The following is a 21,629-nucleotide window of genomic DNA, read 5'->3' on the forward strand; positions in this document are numbered from 1 at the left end:
TCAGAACCCCAGGCCCTGGTCCTGAAGCAGCCAGTTCACCACCTTTCCCAGTTCGGAATCCGCACTGGGCTCACTGGCGGTCAGCAGGTAAAAACCGGCTTCTGTCGTCAGGAAAAATCGAGGGTCGAGCGCCCTCACCAGTCCACCTGCGGCCAGGGCGTCAGCGACGAGGATTTCAGGCACCAGCGCAACGCCAAGCCCACGTTCTGCCGCTTCGATCGCAAGGCTGGTCTGGGAGACCGCTTGATAGGTCGAGCGCGTCTGTACATTGCAGGCGGCGAACCATCGACTCCAGTTGTCATGAGAGTCTGAGATCAATGGCGCTCCTCGCGCCAGATCGCCCACGGTCTTCCACTGATGGGCATTCTTCAACGCTGGCGAGCAGACGGGAATCACATTGCCCGACCGCAATGGCCGCGCATGACAGCCGGGAAAGGGAGGCTTGCTCCAGCGAATCGCCATGCTGACCGAGTCAATGCCATGCAAGGGGCGCATGGCGTTGGAGGCGTCGATCATGACCGACAATCCGGGCTCTGCTTCGCTCAACCGCGCCAGTTTCGGCATCAGCCAGCGACTGGCGAAAGCGCCCGTCGTGCTCAGCGTCAGCGTACGTGAACCGGGGGAGGAGCGCAGGGCAGTGAGTTCCCGGGTCGCCTCATTGACCAGACCCAGCGCGAGCTGAACCTTGGACAGAAATCCTTCAGCCTCGGGCAGCAGACGGGTGCCTCGGGGCAGGCGCTTGAACAGTTCCATGTCGAGTTTGTGTTCCATCACCCGGATTTGCTGAGCCACTGCACCGGTCGTGATGTGCAGTTCGTCCGCCGCCGCCCGGAAGCTGCCGAGTCTGGCGGTGGCTTCGAACGCGACGAGCTGACCGATCAGCGCGTGCCCCAAGCGTGCCGGGTTTGGATGTGCCATCGATGGATTGCCTCGGGTTTTGTACGTCACGAAGGGCCGAGTATGTAGTTTTTCTACAGTCTCACGCAAAAAATGATGATTGGTGCAAGGCCGGTCAGTGGCCTAGATTCAACCCGTTGGCTTTCCGCTCCCAAGAGGATTTTGCACATGACCGAACGTCCCAAGACCGAACATCCCATGAACGAAGATAAAGTCGCCCTGGTAATGGCCGGAGGCAGCGGCATGGGCGCTGCCGCGGCGCGTCGTCTGGCCGCCGATGGTTTCAAGGTGGGGATTCTTTCCTCATCGGGAAAAGGCGAAGCCTTGGCACAGACGTTGGGAGGCATCGGCATCACGGGCTCCAACCAGTCCACCGATGACATCGCGCGCCTGGTTCAGGCCGCCTCTGATCAGTGGGGTCGGGTCGATGTGCTGGTGAACAGTGCCGGTCACGGCCCTCGTGCGCCGATCCTCGAGATTACCGACGAAGACTGGCACCGTGGCATGGAGGTCTACCTGCTCAACGTCGTTCGGGCGACACGCCTGGTGACGCCCCTCATGCAGAAGCAGGGCGGCGGGGCCATCATCAATATCTCGTCGGCCTGGACTTTCGAGCCCAGCGATCTGTTTCCGACCTCGGCGGTGTTCCGCGCAGGCCTTGCGTCATTCACCAAGATCTTCACCCAGACCTATGCCGGCGACAACATTCGCATGAACAACGTCTTGCCGGGCTGGATCGACAGCCTGCCGGGCACCGATGAACGCCGCGACAGCGTGCCGCTCAAGCGCTACGGCACCCGCGAAGAAGTGGCCGCCACCATCGCCTTTCTCGCGTCCGAAGGCGCGGCCTACATCACCGGCCAGAACCTGCGGGTCGACGGCGGGGTGACGCGGTCGGTCTGATTGGAGCGGCGTTACTCGTCCTGACGCCGTGTGTAGTGCAGCAGCCGGTCCGTCTCGGTCTTGACCACCAGATAGCACTCACAGCTCAGCCTCTCCAAACGGGGGCGATCCAGCACAGTGATCTGGCCACGGCTGTACTCGATGACACCCTGGCGCTGAAGTTTGCCCGCCGCTTCGGTCACGCCTTCGCGGCGCACGCCGAGCATGTTGGCGATCAGTTCCTGGGTCATGTTCAGGTGATTGCCATGCAGGCGATCCAGCGATAACAGCAGCCAGCGGCACAGTTGCTGATCGATCGAATGGTGACGGTTACAGAGCGCCGTCTGTGACATCTGGGTGATCAGCGCCTGGGTGTAACGCAGCATCAACAGCAGCAGATCCCCGTGGCGGTTGAACTCCTTTTTCAGTTTTTCTCCAGGCAGGCGGAACGCGAAACCGGCGCTTTGCACCACCGCTCGACTGGAAGTGCTTTCGCCACCCATGAACAGGGCAATGCCGATCAGACCCTCGTTACCGACCACGGCGATTTCTGCCGATGAGCCGTTTTCCGTCACGTGCAGCAGCGAGACGATGGCGTCGGTCGGGAAGTAAACATGGCGCAAGGTGTCGCCGGGTTCGTAGAGCACATCCCCCAACGCCAGGCTTACCTGCTCCAGATGAGGTGCGAGGCGTTTGAGGTCGTCTGCCGGGAGCGCCGCAAGCAGGTGATTGTGGCCGGGCAGGGGTGGAGCAATCATGGCGAAGCACCGAGGTAAAGGAGAGGCGTACCGGCTCAGGGTACTCCTCTGCTCCTACTTACAGGGGATCAATCACTATGGGTCGACAGTAGGCTCGAATGCCAGCGCCTCGGGTCGGGAAGAGCGCGCCCGGCAATCGACACGAACCCAGCGCTCGCCATCTTCTTCGCGCAGCGTCAGTGCGTTGCCGGTAACCGGTTGACCATCCAGCGTCATTGATGTCATGACCGAGCTGCCCTGACGCACGTCGATGTGGTACAGGGCTTTGCCGAAACGGTAATGCAGCGTGAACCCGGGCCAGTCGACGGGAATCAGCGGTTCGATTTTCAGGGTGTTGCCCACGCGTCGTACCCCCAGCAGCGACTCGACGATCATTCGGTACATCCAGCCGGCTGAACCGGTGTACCACGTCCAGCCACCGCGGCCGGCATGGGGCGCTGTGCCGTAGACGTCGGCGGCCATGACGTAAGGCTCCACTTTGTAAGTGTCGATTCGCGCATTGTTGGCCGGATCCGCGGGGTTGATCAGGTTCAGCACCTCCCAGGCCCTGGTCACGTCGCCCAAGCGGGCAAATGCCATGCCCGCCCAGACGGCGGCGTGCGTGTATTGCCCGCCATTTTCTCGTACGCCGGGGACATACCCCTTGATGTATCCGGGGTCCAGGCCGCTGGTGTCGAACGGTGGGTCGAGCAGCAACACTGCGCGGATGTCGCGCTTGATCAGGTGCTCATCCACCGACTCCATCGCCTGATGCTGGCGAGCGGGCGAGCCGGCGCCCGACAATACCGACCAGCTCTGGGCAATCGAGTCGATGCGACACTCCTCGTTGCTCGCGGAACCGAGCAGCTGGCCGTCATCGAACCAGGCGCGGCGATACCAGGCGCCGTCCCAGGCGTTCTGGTCCAGATGACGCCGCAGTATCTGTGCGTTGTCGCTGCAGCGTCTGGAAAAGGCGTGATCGCCGTAAAGGCGCGCGGTCTCGGCAAACTGTTCCAGTACCTGATAACCGAAGAACCCCAGCCAGACACTTTCTCCCTTGCCCAGTTGGCCGACGCGGTTCATGCCGTCGTTCCAGTCTCCGCTGCCCATCAGCGGCAATCCGTGAGCGCCCCTTGGCAGGCTGTGTTCGATTGCACGCACGCAGTGACGGTACAGCGACTCCTCCAGGTGCGAGGTCCCCGGCAGGTCGTAATAGGATTCTTCGCCGGCTCCCAACGCGCGTCCGTCCAGATAACCTGCGGTCTGGTTGAGTACATCGACGTCAGCGGTCATCTCGACATACCGACTGGTAGCGGCGACCAGCCACAGAAAATCATCCGAACAGGCGGTCCGTACCCCACGGTTCATCGGTGGGTGCCACCAATGCTGAACGTCGCCCTCTGCATACTGATGGCTGGCACACAGCAACAGGTGTGCTCGCACCGCCGAGGGATCGGCGTGAATCATTGCCATGCTGTCTTGCAGTTGATCGCGAAAACCAATGGCGCCGCCCGACTGGTAATAGCCACTGCGCGCCTGAAAGCGACAGGCAATGACCTGATACATCAACCAGCCGTTGACCATGACATCGACCGCCGGTGCAGCGGTTTCGATACGGATGACACCCAGTAATGAGCGCCAGTGCTCCCGGACCCTTTGCAACTGCGCGGCCGCTGTCTGACTGCCTCTGAAACGCTGTACCAGTTGAGTCGCGGCCTGCGTAGAGGTTTCTGCGCCAAGACGCAGGATGACTTCCTGGCTCTGGCCATCGGCGAGGTCCAGAGACACTTGCAATGCCGCGCAAGGATCCAGGCCTGCGCCGACGCGGCCGGACAGCCCGGCGTGACGCATGGCGGCGGGCGATGCCAGTGTCCCGCTGCGGCCCATGAACTCGGTGCGATCACCGCTGACGCCGTGATCAATCGTGTCAGTGTCGAAGAACGCGACCCGCTCGCAGAACTCCACCGAGTAAGCATTGCGGGCGAAGAGGGCACCGCTGACCGGGTCGGACTGGGTCACCACATGCATCGCTGACTTGCTGCGCAGATCGCCCAGGACCCATTCCACGTAACCGGTGACGGAGAGAGAACGGGCGCGCCCGGAACGGTTGGTCAGCAGCAGCCGGGAGAACTTGATGGGCGCATCCAGCGCGACATAGATCCAGAGCTCACTGTGAATGCCGTCCTCTTCATGTTCGAACACGCTGTAACCGAAACCGTGACGTGTCCGATACGGACCTGAGCCTGGACACGGCTGGGGTGCGGCAGACCAGAAATGACCGGTCTCTTCATCGCGCAGGTAGATGGCTTCGCCGCTGCGATCGGTGACCGGGTCGTTGTGCCAGGGCGTCAGGCGATACTCGTGGGCATTTTCGGCCCAGGTGTAGGCGCTGCCAGCTTCGGACACCACTGTGCCCAGATGAGCGTTCGCCAGCACGTTGACCCAGGGCGCTGGCGTGGGATGAGCGGCGATGCCTGTGATCACGTATTCGCTGCCATCGGCGCTGAACCCGCCATAGTCATTGCTCAGCAGCAAGGGTGAGTGATGGGGACGAACCGTCCCGGATACGGCCTGGTGAGAGCGGCTTGCAACGAACGGTGCATGCACAGGCGACACCCTGCGCCGATGAATCTGCTCGGCGAGGGTGCCAAAACCTTCGCTCAAGACCAGCCGGGCGACTGACAGGACCAGCACACGGTCTTCAGCCGATATCTGCTGCGCCGGCCGCACGAAGATGCCGCCAGGGCGGTCCAGCAAGGTCGCCTCGCTGCCGGAGGTGATCAGCCCGATGATTGCGTCCTGCAGTTGTTGACGGTAGCCGGCCTGATCCTCATTCCAGATCAGCAGATCGACCACCAGACCCTTTTGTCGCCAGTAGGCGTGCGCCTGCACCATCTGCTGAACCAGGCCGATGTTTTCCAGGCTGTGGATCTGCAGCAGCACGATGGGCAGGTCACCGGAGATGGCTTGGCCCCACAGCCCTGACTGGTTACGCCGGTTGGCGACCAGGATGGAGGCATCGGCGCGCATTGACGTGTTCGCATAGAGCAACGAGGACGCCATCTGCTCGAACAACCGGGCATCGGGCAATGACGCGTTGAGCTGGCGCAGCAGCACCTGGCTGTGCGTCCACGACAGGTCGAACACCCGGTCGGCGAGGTGACGATCACGGTATTTGTTGATCAGTGACAGGCAGTCGTCTCGACTGTCGGCAACCCCGGTCACCAGGTCGATGGTGGCTTGCTGGCCGGGTTGCAGCGTGATCAGGCAGCGGATGGCGACCACCGGATCGAGTACCGGGCCAGCGGTGTTCGACAGATGCTCGTAGTGAGAATCGAGCGCGAGGGGAGAGACCAGGTTGCGACCTCGTCCGATGAAGCGCGCGCGATCGGTTTCATAGGAAATCGAGTCGATGTCGACGCCGTGTGCCGCCAACAGGTGACACATCCAGGGCGTCGGCTCATCGCGGGCGCGTGGCCTGCGGCTGCACACGATGGCCTGCAGCGCCGGCAACAGTTCGGTCTGCACGAACAGCTTGCTGAAAGCCGGGTGCATGGCGTCATTGCTCGGGGAGGTCAGCACGACTTCAGCGTAGGTGGTGATCTCCAGTGTTTTGGCCGACGATGCCCGGTTGGTCACGTGCAGGCGCCGTAACTCGATGTCGTCTTCGGGCGACACGACAATTTCCAGGTGGGTATCGAAATCCAGATTGCGCGCCCTGAACTCGGCACGGGAGTCGCTGAAGATGGCTTCGTGGCTTTCAGGTTGATGCAGCGTGGGCTGATGAGCCGCCGACCACACCGCCGCGGTCTCGACATCGCGCAAGTAGCAGAACATGCCCCAGTTGTCCTGCGTCGTGTCTTCCTGCCAGCGGGTGACCGCCATGTCGTGGCGACGGCTGTAGCCGCCGCCTCCGCTGGTCAGCATCACGTGGTAGCGACCGTTGGACAGCAACTGCACGGCTGGACGTTTGCGGCCCGGATCGGCAAAGACCCGCAAGCCGGGATCTTGCCCGGTATCGCCGCGCACCGGTGATTGAGCGGTCTGCAGATAGGGCGCAGCGGCCTTGGGCACGCGTTCCTGTAGCAACAGCATCGCCGATTGCAACGAGGGGTCTGCCTCGAAGCGCCGCTGCATGGGCTGATCCAGCAACAGGCTGGTCAAGGCCAGCAGACTCATCCCCTGATGGTGGGCCATGAACGACTGGACCACCGCGAACGGCTGGCCGCGTGGCAAGCGCGCTTCGGTGTAATCCACCGCTTCGAACAGACCAAACCGCCCTGACGCACCCTGCAAGGCAAGTCGTTGCAGATTCTTGCAGGCTGCGTCGGCGTCGATCATCAACGCCAGCGCGCTGGCGTAGGGCGCGATCACCACGTCATCGCTCAACCCCCGCTTGAGCCCCAGGCCCTGAACGCCGAAGGCACGGTATTGATAATTCAAGTGGGCATCGAGGGTGTAATAGCCTGACTCGGACACGCCCCAGGGGATGCCCAGCGCATTGCCGTGTTCGATCTGCACCGCCACGGCGGCACGGCAGGTCTGGTCCAGCAGACTGCCGTCATAATTGGGCATTACCAGCATGGGCATCAGGTATTCGAACATCGAACCGGACCACGACAGCAGGGTCGGAACCCCAGCGTTTTCGCCCAGCAAACGCCCCAGCGTGAACCAGGCGCGCTGGGGGATCTGGCCCTGCGCAATGACCACGAAGTTGGTCAGCCGCACTTCGGAGGCCAGCAAGTCGTAATAGCCAGTGTCCAGCCGCCGTTCCTCGGCGTTGTAGCCGATGACGAACAGGTCGCGCTGGCTGTCGTAGAGCAACGAGAAGTCCATCTGCGCCATCGAACTGGCCAGTGCTGCGATGCGTTCCAGGGTCTTGAGACGCTCAACGGCGAGTCTGCGAACCCGCTCGACGTCGGGACGCTGCGCAGCCTCCCACTCGGCAACGTTCAGGCTGGCGAACTGACGCAGGGTACAAGGTCGCGAGAGCGTGCCTGCCCGTGGCGTGGGCAGTTGATAGCGCTGCAGTTCTTCCGCCCAGTCGATGCACTGCCGAGTGAACGCCTCGCGCCAATAGGCACTTTCTTCATCCTGACCCAGGTGCGCGCCTGAGACCATGGCGCGAGCAGTGTGCAGCAGGTCTGCCAGGGTGTTGGCGTCCGGCGACGTCGACGCGCTTGCGAGGCCTTTTCGCAGTTGTTCCAGCGAATACTCGTCTGGACCGCCCGCGCCTTGCGCTGCGATCAGCGTGTCCAGGGTGTCGCGCAGGCCATCGGTGATGGTCAGCCCGAACAGCGGGGCGTCAGCGAGCTGTGCGACCCCGGCGCGCAGCGTCAGTAACAGCCCTGCCAGATTGCCGCTGTCGACGGTCGATACGTAATGCGGGCGCAGAGGCTCGCGAGTTTGCGTGTCGTACCAGTTATAGAAGTGCTGCCGATGCCGTTCCAGTCCGTTCATGCTTTCAAGCGATGCGGCCAGCCGCGTCAGCAGGCGTTCGGTGCTCAGGTAGCCGAAGTCGTGTGCGGCCAGATGGGCCAGCAGCGACATGCCCATGTTCGTCGGGGAGGTGCGATGGGCGATGGCAGGCCTGGGTTCTTCCTGAACATTGTCGGGCGGCAGCCAATTGTCCTGTGGCCCGACATACTGGTCGAAGAACGCCCAGGTTTTGCGGGCCAGCACACGCAGGAATTGCAGCTCCTGCGCCGAGGGTTTGAATACTGACTCTGCCGGTGGGGCGCTAAGGCGCCAGGCCACCCACGGGCCCGCCAGCCACGCCAGCAGCAGCGGGCTGGCGATTCCGAGCGTCAGCGGTTCCCCGGCCAGCAAGACGAGTGACACCAGCGCCAGCGCCGGTGCAATCCACATCGAGCGATAGAAGCCCCACAGGCGGTTTTCGGTGACACGCTCGACCTCTCGCGAGGGCTGCCACTGCAGCAGCAATCGTCGGCTGAATCCCAGTCGCCACAGCGAACGCAGGATGGCATCGGTGCTGTAGAACATTTCGTAGGGCAGCCACATCAGTGTCAGGCAGGCACGCGCAAGGTCCTGTCCCAGATCCCCCAGCAATGCCAGAAGGTGTTGGCGATACGGCACCGCGGCCGGGGGCTGCATCAGTTCAGTCACGCCGCGCAGTAAGGGTTGAATCACCAGCAGGCCGATCACCGTCAACGTCCAGCCCAATGGCTCGCTGCTGGCGAACCACGCCCAGCCGAACATCAACGATATGGCAAGCGGTTCCAGGCTGCGTCTGAGATTGTCGAGAATCTTCCAGCGCGCCATGACGCTCAGACGGTTGCGCGTCCACTCGCCGCCGGCGTTGCGCGTCCACGGCGATACCCATGGCAGCAATTGCCAGTCGCCACGAATCCAGCGATGCCGGCGTTTGACGTCCGCGCCGTAGCGTGAGGGGTATTGCTCGTACAGCTGCACATCGCTCAACAGGCCGGAACGTGCATAGCAACCCTCAATCAGGTCGTGGCTGAGGATCTGATTGTCAGGCAGACAACCGTCCAGCGCGCAGGTGAATGCATCCACGTCGTAGATGCCTTTGCCGATGAAGGAACCTTGCTGAAACAGGTCCTGATAGACGTCCGACACTGCTCGGGTGTAGGGGTCGACACCGGCATCGCTGCCGAACAGCCGCGCGTAGGTGGAACGCGTCACGCTGGTCAGGCTGATGCTGACCCGCGGTTGCAACACGGCGTAGCCTGCAATGATCTGCGAGCCCATGGCATCGAAAACCGGCCGGTTCAACGGATGCATCATCGCGGCCACGCAATGACGAGCGGTGTCGCGGGGCAGCAGGGTATCGGTATCCAGCGTCAGCACATAGCGCACGTTTTGCAGCGCAGTGATGTCGCCGACGATGGCGTTGAAACGTTCGCGCCTGCCGGTACGCAGCAGCGCGTTGAGTTCAAGCAGCTTGCCGCGCTTGCGCTCATGGCCCATCCACACCCGCTCGCCCGCATTCCAGTGACGCGGTCGATGCAGCAGAAAAAAGCGGTCGCCCGATCCGTCGGGGTATTTGCCGTTGAGCAGGGTGATCGCCTGTGTGGCTCGGGCGATCAGCTCAGCGTCTTGCGGCATGCATTCTTCGGGGGCATCCAGAAGGTCACTGAGCAGCGCGAAATACAGGTTGTCGTCGCGGTTGGCGAGAAAGCGCACTTCGAGGCCTTCCACCAACTCCTCCACATCCGCCAGGTGAGCGATCAGCGTGGGAATGACCACCAGCGTACGTGCGTCGTCGGGGATTCCCTGGTCGTAATTCATCTTCGGCAGGACCGAGGGCACCAGACTGAAGGTCACCAGCCAGTTGATGAGGCTGATGGCCAGGCGACTGGTCATGATCAGGCAGGGCACCGCCAGCACCAGCAAGGCCAGATCCGGCATGCGGTCCCGGTGCGCGGAAGCCATGAGCGGCAAGGCGAACAGGAGGGTCAGCAGCGACACCGGCGCCAGATAAAACATCAATGGCGAGCGTTGCAGCAGCCGTTTCCAGCGCTCATGGACCGGCACTCGCGCATTGAGCCTTTGCTCCAGCATGGGCAGCCCGGCGCCGATCAGGTAATACCCGACGTGCCGGGCGAGCACATCACAGGAGACCGCCGCGGTTCGGGCCGCCGCAAGGTTCACTGCAACGCGCGCCACCTGGATTTCCGAATGCTGCGGACTGCGCCGCGCCAGACGTTCGATGACATGCCGGTAGCTGTCGCGGGTGCCGAAATCCATCGTCCGGTAGATCGCAGCAGGGTCTTCACTCAAGATGTGTTCGACGTGGCTCATCGACTCGACGAACTCGCGCCAGTCGGTGGCCGACAACAGGCGCAGACTGCCGATGCTGTTGCCGATGGAAACCTGATCGGCGGCCTGTTGCTGGGCATCGATCTGAACCTGACGCTCGATGCTCGAACCTGTCTCGCCGAGCATTTGCTCGATCCAGTTCAGGGGCAAGGCGAGGGCGGCGCTCTGGCCCTGTAACCGGCGGGTGAACTCGGCCACGAATGCGGCGGTCATCGGCGGGGTCGAGCGGGCCATGTCGGCCACCGTCAGCACCACGCTTTTGATATCGCGCTCGCAGGTTTCGATCAGGCGCTCGGCCCAGTCATTGGCCAGGTTGCGATCGTCGGCATTGGCCATCACCCGTGACGCAACCCTGCGCAGGTTCTCGATCAATGCCAGGCGCAACATGATCGGTATCGCCCATAGCTCGCCGAGCGCCAGCGGCATCACGGTCTGATAGGCAAGGATGAAGCCGCTCAGACTCTGTTCGTCGACGCGACCGTCGCCATGGGAGATGGTCTCCAGGGCAATGTCGTAGACCCGCGGGAGGCCTGCGCAGGGACCGTTGATCAGGCGTGGCAGCTCGCGGCTATAGCCTTTAGGCAGGTGGGTTCTGGCGGTGCGAATGTGGTCTTCAATCAGAAAGTAATTGTCCAGCAGCCACTCGGCGGCGGGGGTCACACGCCGGCTGGACAACTGCGCCTCGGTCAGTGCGGCGCAACTGAGCTTGAGCAACGCCTCGTTGTCGTCAAGCCTGCGCAGCATCGAATCCTGAGCGGACAAGGCGCTCAGTCGATGCTGTCCGGCCAGTGCGATGCCGTGGGCGGCCATCTGATCAGCACTGAACAACTCAGAGCGCAGGATCGGCTCGTACTCGAACCGAGGCTGCGAAAACGAACGGGGGCGATGAAAACCGGACGAGCGAGCGAACGCTCTCCGTATGCGTGTCCATATGCTGTTCATAAGGTCCTGAGCCTGAAACGCTGCGCGGTGATTGCGCACGTTTTGAGAGGTGCGTCGACGTCACGCGTCAGCACCGAGCAGCGCCTTATAGGACGTAGCTTTCCAGCGTCAGTGTGTCCATGCGAAGGTGGGTTCGTCTGTGCGCTGGCGAACATAGCGGTGTTTGATGAGTCGGGCGCATAAAGAGCCCGGGGTGCAGGGGCCCGTTCAACTTTTTGGGGGCAGTCCATTATGTGGGAGCCGGCTTGCTGGCGAATGCGGTGGCGCAGTCACATTGCCGTCGACTGAGCCACCGCAATCGCGGGCAAGCGCGCTCCTACAAGGATCGTTCCCACGCTCCAGCGTGGGAATGCCTTGCAGGACGCTCCGCGTCCCCTCTGACGCGGAGCGTCAATGGAAGCGTTACCACGCCGAGCGTGGGAACGATCATCGCGCCACGACGCAAACCCTGTAGAAGTCCGGCCGCGCTCAGTGCTTCGTCACTTGCCCAAGATCATCCCCCGAGGTGGTTTTCATGTCGTTGGTCCGCAGGTTCGACACATCCTTGGCGGTGACCTCACTGCCCTGGTTTCCCCAACTGGTGCGGATGAAGTTCACCACGGCCGCGACTTGCTGATCGTCCAGGCGCCAGGCGAAGCCCGGCATGGTGAAGTTCGATGGCGCGGTCTGTGTCGCAGGGACGGTGCCGCCGGCGAGGACGATGTGGATCAGCGAGGTCGGATCGTCAGTCTGCACCACCGGATTACCGGCCAGGGCAGGGAAGACGCGGGTGTAACCATGCCCGTCGGTACGGTGGCACGCCGCGCAGTTATCGATGTACACCGCCGCACCAGGCTTGCTGTCGTCGCCCTTCCACAGCGCGTCGGCAACCTGCTTGTCGTAGACATGAGGTTTGTCGTTCGGATCGCTGGCGGGCAGCGTTTTCAGATAACGGGCGATGGCGGTCAGGTCGGCATCGCTCATGTACTGCATGCTGTGCTCGACCACATCGCTCATGCCGCCGAACACCGAGCTTCGATCACTGCGACCAGTCTTGAGAAACTGCACCAGATCCGCTTCGCTCCAGCTGCCCAGGCCATCCTTGTGGTCGCCCCGCAGGCTCTTGGCGATCCAGCCTTCGAGCGGCGCGCTGCCTGCCAGGAACTGGCTGCCTTCAGCGGGATTGAGTGCCTTCTCCTGCATCGTCAGCGCACGCGGTGTGTGACACGCACCGCAGTGCCCCAGCCCTTCGACCAGATATGCACCCCGGTTCACGACAGGGTCGGCATTGGCCGTGGGTTCCCACGCCTTGACCTTCGGGGCGAACAGCCCGCGCCAGATCGACAGCGGCCAGCGCATGCTCAGCGGCCAGGGAATGTCGGTGGCCTTGTTCGGCTCGGCGACCGGCTCGACGCCCTTCATGAAATACGCATAGAGCGCCTGCATGTCGTCGTCGCTGACACGGGCGTAGGACGGGAAGGGCATCGCCGGATAAAGCGTGCTCCCGCTCTTGCCGATACCGTGGCGCACGGCCTGGTCGAAGTCCTCGAAGCTGTACTGGCCGATTCCGCTGGCATCGGGTGTGATGTTGGTGGAATACACCGTGCCGATGGGCGTTTCCATCGGCAGTCCGCCGGCAAAGGGCTTGCCGCCCTTGGCGGTGTGGCAGGCCACGCAATCACCGGCGCGCGCCAGGTATTGGCCTTTCTTGATCAGCGCGTCATCGGCTTCGTTCGCCAGAACGGGCAGGCTTGCGCTGAACAGCAGGGTGGCGATCAACATTGTCTTCATGCTCATCGCTCCTTATGCCTGAACCAGTGGGCCGGGGTTTTTCAGATACTGCTCGCGGATCGCCCGGGCAGACCAATACGTCAGTGCCGCCACAAGACCGGTGGGGTTGTAACCCAGACCTTGCGGGAAAGCCGATGCGCCCGGGACGAACACGTTGTGCACGTCCCAGCATTGCAGGTAGCGGTTCAGTGCACTGGTCTTCGGATCGGTGCCCATGATCGCGCCGCCGTTGAGGTGGGTGGTCTGATAGTTGGCGGTGTTGAAATGCTCTTTGACCTTCTTGCCCAGCACCGCGATGGTTTTCGGGTTCATCGCCTGAGCCACCCTGGTGAGTTTCTCGACCATGAACTGATTCATCTTGATGTCGTTTTCCTGCCAGTCGAACGTCATGCGCAGCAGTGGCTGACCGTAGGCGTCGCGGTATGTCGGGTCGAGGTCCAGGTAGTTGGCGCGATAGGACTGATGGGCACCGTGGGCATCCATCGACAACTGGTGGGTGTAGTAATCGATGGTCGCTTTCTTCCAGGCACTGCCCCAGGCCGGGGTGCCGGGAGGGTTGGCGACACCGGCAATCGGACGACTGCCCGCCTGGTTGACCCACATCGGCGAGCCGCCCACGAAACCGAGAGGTCCGTGGTCGAAGTTGTCAGCGTTGAAATCGTCGATGGCGACACCGTTGCCGCCCGCGCCGATGAAGTTGTTGGTGTAGGTGTCCTTGTCGAAGAACGCTTTGACCGTCCCCATGTTCTGGTAGGCGAAGTTGCGGCCCACGACGCCTTCGTTCTTGATTGGATCGTACGGTTTGCCGATGCCGGACAGCAGCATCAGGCGAACATTGTTGAACTGGAACGCGGCGAGGATCACCAGGTCCGCAGGCTGTTCGACTTCCCGACCTTGCGCATCGATGTAGGTGACGCCCGTGGCCTTGTGCTTTGTGTCGTCGAGGTTGACGCGAAGCACGTGAGCGTTAGTGCGCAACTCGAAGTTCGGCACCTGACGCAGCGCCGGCAGGATGTTCACGTTCGGCGAGGCTTTGGAATACATGTAGCAGACATAGCCGCTGCAGAAACCGCAGAAGTTGCAAGGCCCCATCTGCGCGCCATAGGGGTTGGTGTAAGGCCCCGAGGTATTGGCCGACGGCAGGTTGTACGGCTTGTAGCCCAGTTCGGTGGTGGCCTTCTGAAAGATCTGCGCGGACACCACGTTTTTCTGCGAGGGCAGGGGGAAGGGGTTGGAGCGATCAGGCGCATACGGGTTGCCACCCTTGCCTTCACCAACGATCTGACCGTTGACGGTCCATGCCTGGCCCGAGGTGCCAAAGACTTTTTCGGCGTAATCGAAGTACGGCTCCAGCTCTTCATAGCTGACGCCGAAATCCTGAATGGTCATGCCCTCGGGAATGAACTTCTTGCCATAGCGTTCTTCGTAGTGGCTGCGCATGCGCAGTTCAATCGGGTCGACACGAAAATGCACGCCTGACCAATGCAAACCGGCGCCGCCCACGCCTTTGCCCGGCAGAAATGCCCCCAACTGGCGATTGGGCAACGCCACGTCGTTCGCGTTGTGACGAATGGTGACGGTCTCTTTGGACACGTCGACGAACAGCTTCTTGCGCACGCTGTAGGTCAGTTCATCGATGACCTGCGGGTAGTTGCCGTCCGGGTAGGTGTCCTGCATCGGGCCACGCTCCAGCGCGACGACCTGCAGACCGGCCTCGGTCAGTTCCTTGGCCATGATCGCGCCTGCCCAGCCGAAACCTACGATGACGGCGTCTACTTTCTTCATTTCATTGGCCACGACTCAAGTCCTCTCGCCACGAATGGATACGGGGGCGAATGGATAGGGCTCGTTGCGCTCTACCCAGTCCATGAAATCGGCGCGGGCGCCGGGGAAACCGATCTGCCTCCAGCCGACGAGCTCCTTGTTGCCGCCGTGGATCGGGTCGCAGAAGAACCCTTCACGGGTGTTCTGCACCAACAGACTGAAGAACGCCTTGGGCGGCACGTCCTCGAAATGCAGCTCGCCTGCTTCGATCTTGCCGAGGATCTGGTCTCGGGTAGCGCTGTCTTGCGCGGCGAAATTTTTTTTCGTCTGCGCCTGACACCAGGCATCGGTTGCAGCGATACCCAGACGGTAGATCTGCTGAGGGTTGAGTTGCAGCTGATAAGCCATCTCCGCGGGAGCGTCCGTCACGAACGGGCCCTGCATGTACCACTGCGCGCCGGTGGCGTAGGGGGTATTCATCTGACGGTCGATGTATTCGGCCGCGCCCGCTTCGAGTGCGCCGGGGCCGTGTTCGTCGGCAGGGATGATCCGCGAAACTGCAGCCTGTACGAAGAGCCATTCTTCGGCAGTGAAGAACGTCGGGTGGTAGTCGCCGGGTTGCGGGGTGGCAGGCGCTTTGGGTTCCGGCCGGGGGGCCGATTCGGGCGCTGCCATCAATTGCTGGGCGGTGACGCCAAGACCGGTGCTGGCCAGGGTCACTGCCGGTATCAGGGTCAGGCCTTTGCGCAGAAAATCTCGGCGCGCGCCGTCGGGGATGGAGTGTTTATCGTCCATGGGGTCCTCATCGGTAATCGGTTGGAAGGGGTGCGTTTCTTATCGTTCTGGCAATGGGGTCGGCCTTTCGGTTGGCGTCATATGGGCAGGACGGCTCATCCGGGAAGTGGCTCGGTGCGGCTATTATGACTGATTCTGAAACCGGTTTCAGAATCTCTGTTTCATCCGCGATCCAGAGCACTCTGCACCCGCCGCCGAACCCCGCTTTGTAAGCCAGTGTATCCGGCCGGGTGTCCGTTACAGAGCCACTCAAATATCGGCGTTCTGGAAACAGTCCCGATACACACGCCGAGCATTCTGTGCACAGACCTCGACGCGCCAGTAAGCCGGGTCGATACCACCTCACGCTTGTGTTCACCCGGCCGCTCGCAGGTGGCCCGCATCGGAGAATCACCATGAAGATGACTCAGTTGATCCCACACGCCACGTCGTTGCTGGTCGTGGCCATGATCCAGTTAGGCACCCTCGGCCTGGCGCAGTCCAGCGCCAACGCGGCGGACGTCGCGCCGGCCACGATCGATGCGATCACGGCCGGCACCACGACCTCGTTCAGCGCCATGAAGCATGTGAAAGCTGGCCTGCTCGATGTCTCCTATGCCGAACTCGGCCCGGCCGACGGCCCTGTGGTCATTCTGCTGCATGGCTGGCCGTACGACATTCACAGCTACACCGACGTGGCGCCCGCACTGGCACAAAAGGGTTACCGCGTGCTGGTGCCTTCGGCGCGGGGCTACGGCGACACGCACTTTCTCTCGGCCAATACGGTGCGCAACGGCGAGCCTGCCGCGCTCGCCAAGGACCTTATCGACTTCATGGACGCGCTGAAAATCGACAAGGCCGTACTGGCGGGCTATGACTGGGGCGCGCGCACTGCGGACATCGTCGCGGCGCTGTGGCCTGAGCGGGTGAAAGCGCTGGTGTCGGTCAGCGGTTACCTGATCGGCAGTCAGGAGGCGGGCAAGGCGCCGTTGTCGCCAGAGGCCGAGCTGCAGTGGTGGTATCAGTTCTATTTCGCCACTGAACGAGGCCGTCAGGGCTATGAAAAGAACACCCACGATTTCGCCCGACTAATCTGGAAACTCGCCTCGCCGAAGTGGAATCTCGATGACGCCACCTTTGATCGCAGCGCGCAGTCCCTGCAAAACCCCGATCATGTGGCTGTATCGATCTCCAATTACCGCTGGCGCCTGAACCTGATCAAGGGCGAGGTGCGCTATGCCTCCATCGAGAAGAAACTGTCGACATTCCCCTCCATCGGCGTGCCCACCATCACCCTGGAAGGCGACGCCAACGGTGCTCCGCATCCGCCCGCCGAGGCCTATGCCAAGCGCTTCACCGGGAAATACGAATACCGCCTGATCAGCGGCGGCATCGGCCACAACCTGCCGCAAGAGGCGCCGCAGGCGTTCGCCCAGGCGGTGATCGACGTCGACCATCTCTGATCGACGCTTGACCGGTTCAGGACCGAGGGCTGGCGCAGGGCATCGCCAGCCGCCAGGTGCGAACCCTGGCGGCTGAAATCAGTACGTTTGTTCGAGGTCCACGAACATCACATCTTCCTTGCTCTGGATGTAGTGGCCCATGTCCGGGTAGAAAACGGAAACCGAGTTCAACCCCTGATGGAACAATGTGCAAAAGTGCCGCACATGTTCGATCGACGCGGCTTCGGTGGGTAGCACGAGCCGGTGTTTCAATCGCTGGACCTGGCGCGAATGTTCGCCGTGCTCGTTTACCAACGTCATTAACTGAGACGGGAAATGAAAGAGCGCGCCAGTCGGGTGAAGGTAGGCGAGCAAGCCATCCTTCAGGCTCAGGATCACGTTATGGCGGTGGCAGAAGGGGTGGCGAGGCAGTTCTTCGTTGTAGCAGTCGACGACTTCCTGCAGGTTTTTTTTCACGTCGAACGTGAATGACTCACAGATCAGGAACGTGAAGATCTGGTCCAGTTCGTCGCGCTCGGGCTCGAACTTGCTGCCGTAAAGGCCGCCGGCTTTCATGGTGTACAGGTACGAAGGCCTGTGGAGCGAGTCGCGCAGCGATTTGAGTTTCGCCAGCTTGCGCAGCGCCTTTTTCAATTGCCCCAGGCTCAACTGAGACTTGATTTCCCCCACCGCACAGACCGATTCGATGGGAAAGAAACGCTGATGCTGGTCATCGCGGATCAGCGGGGTGACGGTCTTGTCGTAGATCACGATGTCGCATTGCGAACTGATGCTGCCAGCCGAATTGACGACGAATCCGGTGTCCACCCCCATGCGCTCCGGCGAGAACAGCTTGAGGAACTCACTCACGACCCGCTCGCGGTATACGCCAAATTCCAGCGAATGCACCAGCGTGCCGTTTTCATCGACGAACAACCGTCGCGAACTGTCGACGAACGATGCCATGAAGCTGCGAATCTTTTCGTCCAGCAGTGTGGACAGTGCGTTGTCTGATTGCTGCTTGCTCACTCTCGACCTCCAGGTTGTCTGCGTGCGCGTTGATGACGACCACAATTTGCCGTGAAACCCCGGCATCATGCAGAGGCGGCGGGTTGACGGTCAGACCCTCATTCGGGCAAGGATATTGACAGAATGCCTTGGGTATTCCAAAAGCATTGCATTGTGTAGTGGAGAGTTCAGCAGTGAATAACGAGGAGCAAGCGATGTCTTGCCGGATTGCGCCCATCGCCGATCATGCGGTGTACATCGATTTCGGCGAAGTGATCGATGCAGCGGTCAATCAGCGGGTCACGGCACTGGCCAAACGCGTCGCTGACGCCCGCATCGACGGCGTGACCGGCCTGATTCCCACTTACCGTGCATTGACCGTGGCCTACGATTGCACGCGCATCCGCCAGTCACGCCTGCGCGAACACCTCGAACGCCTGCTGGCCGAGCCTGATGCGGCCGCCGATCCGGTGCGCATCTGGCAATTGCCGGTGGCCTACGGCGGCGATCACGGCATTGATCTGCAATGGTTGGCGGACCATCACCAACTCGATCCTCAGGACGTCATTGGTCTGCACAGCGCAGTCAGCTATCGCGTCTACATGATCGGGTTCATGCCGGGGTTCGCTTACCTGGGCGGGCTGGACGAGCGTCTGCACACCTCGCGTCGTGAGTCGCCACGCCTGAAAACCCCAGCCGGTACGGTCAGCATCGGCGGCATGCAAACCGCTGTCGCATCGGTCGAAGCCCCCAGTGGCTGGAACCTGATCGGCCGCACGCCGGCCCGCAGTTTCGTAGCGTCGCGCGAGGAGCCGTTCCTGTTCAGGGCCGGTGACGAAATCCGCTTCGTGCCCATCGACAGTGACGAGTTCGACGCGCTCGCGGCACAACCCGACTACCTCCCGCAATGGACCTGGCGCGCATGAGCAGTTTTCACGTGTTGAATCCGGGCCTGCTCACCACCTTGCAGGACCGCGGCCGCACCGGCTACGAGGACCGCGGCGTGCCCCCCTCAGGCGCGCTCGATGAAATGAGCTTTGCCATCGCCAACGCGCTGGTGGGTAATCCGGCCGGCACTGGCGCGCTGGAGTTCACGTTGGTCGGCGCCCAGTTGCGCATGGGGCAGGGTGGGTGCGTGTTCGCGGTCACCGGCGACATGCAGGTGTTCATCGACGATGAGCCGGTCGCGCCGTCTCAATGCCATGTGCTGCGCTCCGGCGCGGTGCTGGAGATCGGACGTGCGCTCAGTGGCGCGCGTGGGTGCCTCGCGGTCGCGGGCGGGTTTGACGCCGAACCGGTACTGGGCAGTGTCTCGACGCTGATGCGCGGTGAGCTGGGTGGGTTCGCCGGTCGCGCCCTTGCCAAGGGCGACGAGCTGCCGCTGGCTGCCCCTTCGCAGTATCTGCCCGTGGCGGCTCGCAGCCCTGCCCAGCGTTTTCTGCCTCAGCGCGAATATCAGCCGCTGCGGGTGGTCCTGGGGCCGCAACAAGGGCATTTCAGTGACGAACAAATCGCGCGTTTTCTCAGCGAATCGTTCCAGGTCTCCGGGCAAAGCGATCGCATGGGCTATCGGCTGACCGGCCCGGTCATCGGCCACCTCAAAGGCTTCAACATCGTGTCCGACGCCATCAGTACCGGAAGTGTGCAGATCCCGGGCAGCGGCCACCCGATCATTGCCATGCACGACCGCCAGACCACCGGCGGTTACCCGAAGATCGCCACCGTCATCCGTGCGGATCTGGCGCGACTGGGACAACTCAAACCCGGCGATGCCTTGCGTTTTACCGAAGTCGGGGTCGAGGAAGCGGAGACGCTGTGGTGCGAACGCCAGGTGCTGCTCAGCGCTTACCTCGATGAGTTGTCGACGCGCTATCGCCGACGCTGATCGCTCACCCTTTCAACGCAGATGCAGAAGGCCAGAACGCTTCATGAAGGCATCCGCAGTCGGCATTCCTCATTCCGGCACCCGCCTGACCCCGGCAATCGAAGCCGGTCCAGCGCGTCATCGCGAGCAGGCTCGACGAGATGCTCGCCCGGGGTGGCAGCGCTACAGGCGCTGACGGCGGTTTGCAGCAACCTTGAGCAGTACGCTGGACAGTTGATCGATGGAATACGGTTTGTGCAGGAGTTCGAACCCGTCCGAGCCACTTTGCGCCAGGACATGGCTGTAACCAGAGGTGAGCACGACGGGCACGGTGGGGTACTGTTCACGCAGCAGATGAGCGAGGTCGATTCCGCTCATGCCGGGCATCACCACATCCGAAAACACCACGTCGAATCGCCCGGCGTCGGCTTTCAAAATGGCCAAGGCGTCGCCGGGGTTAGATGCCAGCACCGGGCGGTAACCCAGTTCAGTCAATGCCTGCGCGGCGAAAGCGCCGACGTCGGCGTTATCCTCAACCAACAGAACACACGTGCCGTGACCTTCCTCAAGTTTTGTTTGCGCAGGGGCAGGCGTAGAAACCTGCTGTTCGCTGGCCGGAACCCTAGGCAGGTAAAGGGTGAATGTGCTGCCTTTTCCGAGTTCGCTGGCGACGGCGATCTCGCCGCCAGACTGTTTGGCAAAGCCGAACACCTGGCTCAGACCCAACCCTGTACCTTCACCCACATTTTTCGTGGTGTAGAACGGTTCGAAAATCTGTTCCATCTCGTTGGCGGGGATGCCCGTCCCGGTGTCGGAGATGGACACGGCCACGAACGGCCCGTTCAACGGCGGATGCAGCCGGATCCCCGGCATCGATTCCACCGGGCGTACCTGGATGAGCAGTCTGCCCTGGCCCATCATCGCGTCCCGGGCGTTCGCCACCATGTTCACCAGTGCGGTGTCGAACTGGCTCGGGTCGGCGTTGATGAAGCAAGGCGCGTCGGAGAGATCGTGTTCGGTCTCGATGCGTGAGCCGGTGAGCGTTTCCATCACCGCACCGATGGACCGGACATTGTCACAGGCACTGAAGACTTCCGGCTGAAGCGCCTGGCGGCGAGCGAATGCGAGTAACTGCCCGGTCAGCTTTGCGGCACGATCCACGGTGTCGGAGATCGCCGTGACATAGCGAATCCGGCGTTCATCGCTGAGACCGGGGCGCAGCAGCAGGTCGGTGGAGGAACGGATCACCGTCAGCAAATTATTGAAATCGTGGGCGACGCCGCCGGTGAGTTGTCCCACCGCTTCCATCTTCTGCGACTGGCGCAAGGCTTCGGCCTGTTCGCGTTCGGTGGTGACATGGCGGCCGGCGGCATACACCCGGCCGTCCTCGAACGTGCCGGTCCAGCTGAACCACTTGTACGAACCGTCCTTGTGCCGCAAGCGGTACTCGTAAGGCGCCGTAAGCGGCGTTTCGAGGATGCCGGCGAACGCCGCCAGCGCAGAAAGAAGGTCTTCCGGGTGGGTGTAATCGGAGAACGTGGTGCCGACCAGTTCGCGTTCAGACCACCCCAGCTGTTCTGTCCAGCGGGCGTTGACTTCATCGAGCATGCCATTGGGGGAGGCGATGACCAGCAGTTCCTGAGACAGCCCCCATGCCCGGTCTCTTTCCCGGGTGCGGATCGCCAGATTGGCCGCTTGTTGTTTTTCCTGGGTGACGTCGCGGCCGCTGCAATAGATCTTGCCGTC

At 62.1% G+C, this 21,629-nt stretch carries 12 protein-coding genes; 4 read left to right on the forward strand and 8 right to left on the reverse strand.

Translation table 11 applies throughout. The features are described 5' to 3' along the window. Window positions 1-918 carry a LysR substrate-binding domain-containing protein gene (locus tag D3M70_RS14460; protein ID WP_120126433.1) on the reverse strand — a complete coding sequence of 306 codons (918 nt, stop codon included), beginning with the start codon at window positions 916-918 and terminating at the stop codon, window positions 1-3. 177 nt (window positions 919-1,095) lie between these two features. Here D3M70_RS14460 and D3M70_RS14465 point away from each other — a divergent pair, with 177 nt between their 5' ends. After that, window positions 1,096-1,800 carry an SDR family oxidoreductase gene (locus D3M70_RS14465; protein WP_120126492.1) on the forward strand — a complete coding sequence of 235 codons (705 nt, stop codon included), beginning with the start codon at window positions 1,096-1,098 and terminating at the stop codon, window positions 1,798-1,800. A gap of 11 nt (window positions 1,801-1,811) precedes the next feature. On the opposite strand, the gene D3M70_RS14470 is transcribed toward D3M70_RS14465, so the two are convergent. The 5 genes from D3M70_RS14470 to D3M70_RS14495 all read right to left on the reverse strand — a co-directional run bounded on the left by D3M70_RS14470 (window position 1,812) and on the right by D3M70_RS14495 (window position 15,590). Further along, a complete protein-coding gene (locus tag D3M70_RS14470) occupies window positions 1,812-2,537 on the reverse strand; it encodes a Crp/Fnr family transcriptional regulator (RefSeq protein ID WP_120126434.1) in 726 nt (241 codons plus the stop codon). A 75-nt stretch (window positions 2,538-2,612) separates the two neighbouring features. Next, a complete protein-coding gene (locus D3M70_RS14475; protein ID WP_120126435.1) occupies window positions 2,613-11,261 on the reverse strand; it encodes a GH36-type glycosyl hydrolase domain-containing protein in 8,649 nt (2,882 codons plus the stop codon). A 468-nt stretch (window positions 11,262-11,729) separates the two neighbouring features. Beyond that, a complete protein-coding gene (locus D3M70_RS14485; RefSeq protein ID WP_120126437.1) occupies window positions 11,730-13,031 on the reverse strand; it encodes a cytochrome c in 1,302 nt (433 codons plus the stop codon). Window positions 13,032-13,043: 12 nt separating this feature from the next. Beyond that, on the reverse strand, window positions 13,044-14,816 hold the full coding sequence (locus tag D3M70_RS14490; RefSeq protein WP_375232973.1) for a GMC family oxidoreductase: 1,773 nt from the start codon (window positions 14,814-14,816) through the stop codon (window positions 13,044-13,046). Between the two features lie 15 nt (window positions 14,817-14,831). Further along, on the reverse strand, window positions 14,832-15,590 hold the full coding sequence (locus D3M70_RS14495; RefSeq protein ID WP_120126439.1) for a gluconate 2-dehydrogenase subunit 3 family protein: 759 nt from the start codon (window positions 15,588-15,590) through the stop codon (window positions 14,832-14,834). 395 nt (window positions 15,591-15,985) lie between these two features. Between D3M70_RS14495 and D3M70_RS14500 the strand changes: the two genes are divergently transcribed. Further along, window positions 15,986-17,032: an alpha/beta fold hydrolase gene (locus D3M70_RS14500; protein WP_120126440.1), complete on the forward strand. Its 1,047-nt coding sequence runs from the start codon at window positions 15,986-15,988 to the stop codon at window positions 17,030-17,032. A gap of 78 nt (window positions 17,033-17,110) precedes the next feature. Here D3M70_RS14500 and D3M70_RS14505 read toward each other — a convergent pair whose 3' ends face one another. Further along, entirely contained in the window at window positions 17,111-18,040 is a 930-nt protein-coding gene (locus tag D3M70_RS14505; protein WP_256659851.1) for a DUF6602 domain-containing protein, read from the reverse strand. Window positions 18,041-18,234: 194 nt separating this feature from the next. On the opposite strand from D3M70_RS14505, the gene pxpB reads away from it, so the two are divergent. Further along, window positions 18,235-18,945: a 5-oxoprolinase subunit PxpB gene (gene pxpB / locus D3M70_RS14510; protein WP_120126441.1), complete on the forward strand. Its 711-nt coding sequence runs from the start codon at window positions 18,235-18,237 to the stop codon at window positions 18,943-18,945. Continuing rightward, entirely contained in the window at window positions 18,942-19,904 is a 963-nt protein-coding gene (locus D3M70_RS14515; RefSeq protein WP_120126442.1) for a biotin-dependent carboxyltransferase family protein, read from the forward strand. Before pxpB ends, D3M70_RS14515 begins: the two co-directional genes overlap by 4 nt. Window positions 19,905-20,066: 162 nt before the next feature. Here D3M70_RS14515 and D3M70_RS31975 read toward each other — a convergent pair. Further along, window positions 20,067-21,629, reverse strand: a 1,563-nt coding sequence (locus tag D3M70_RS31975) for a PAS domain-containing sensor histidine kinase (RefSeq protein ID WP_165869804.1), incomplete at its 5' end; no start/stop codon positions are given.

The organism is Pseudomonas sp. LS-2, assembly GCF_003605735.1.
GTDB lineage: Bacteria > Pseudomonadota > Gammaproteobacteria > Pseudomonadales > Pseudomonadaceae > Aquipseudomonas.

Bases quoted from the DNA above. Each gene is read 5' to 3' on its own strand.
- D3M70_RS14460 (WP_120126433.1), bottom strand. From the start codon at position 918: ATGGCACATCCAAACCCGGCACGCTTGGGGCACGCGCTGATCGGTCAG.
- D3M70_RS14465 (WP_120126492.1), top strand. From the start codon at position 1,096: ATGAACGAAGATAAAGTCGCCCTGGTAATGGCCGGAGGCAGCGGCATG.
- D3M70_RS14470 (WP_120126434.1), bottom strand. From the start codon at position 2,537: ATGATTGCTCCACCCCTGCCCGGCCACAATCACCTGCTTGCGGCGCTC.
- D3M70_RS14475 (WP_120126435.1), bottom strand. From the start codon at position 11,261: ATGAACAGCATATGGACACGCATACGGAGAGCGTTCGCTCGCTCGTCC.
- D3M70_RS14485 (WP_120126437.1), bottom strand. From the start codon at position 13,031: ATGAAGACAATGTTGATCGCCACCCTGCTGTTCAGCGCAAGCCTGCCC.
- D3M70_RS14490 (WP_375232973.1), bottom strand. From the start codon at position 14,816: ATGAAGAAAGTAGACGCCGTCATCGTAGGTTTCGGCTGGGCAGGCGCG.
- D3M70_RS14495 (WP_120126439.1), bottom strand. From the start codon at position 15,590: ATGGACGATAAACACTCCATCCCCGACGGCGCGCGCCGAGATTTTCTG.
- D3M70_RS14500 (WP_120126440.1), top strand. From the start codon at position 15,986: ATGAAGATGACTCAGTTGATCCCACACGCCACGTCGTTGCTGGTCGTG.
- pxpB (WP_120126441.1), top strand. From the start codon at position 18,235: ATGTCTTGCCGGATTGCGCCCATCGCCGATCATGCGGTGTACATCGAT.
- D3M70_RS14515 (WP_120126442.1), top strand. From the start codon at position 18,942: ATGAGCAGTTTTCACGTGTTGAATCCGGGCCTGCTCACCACCTTGCAG.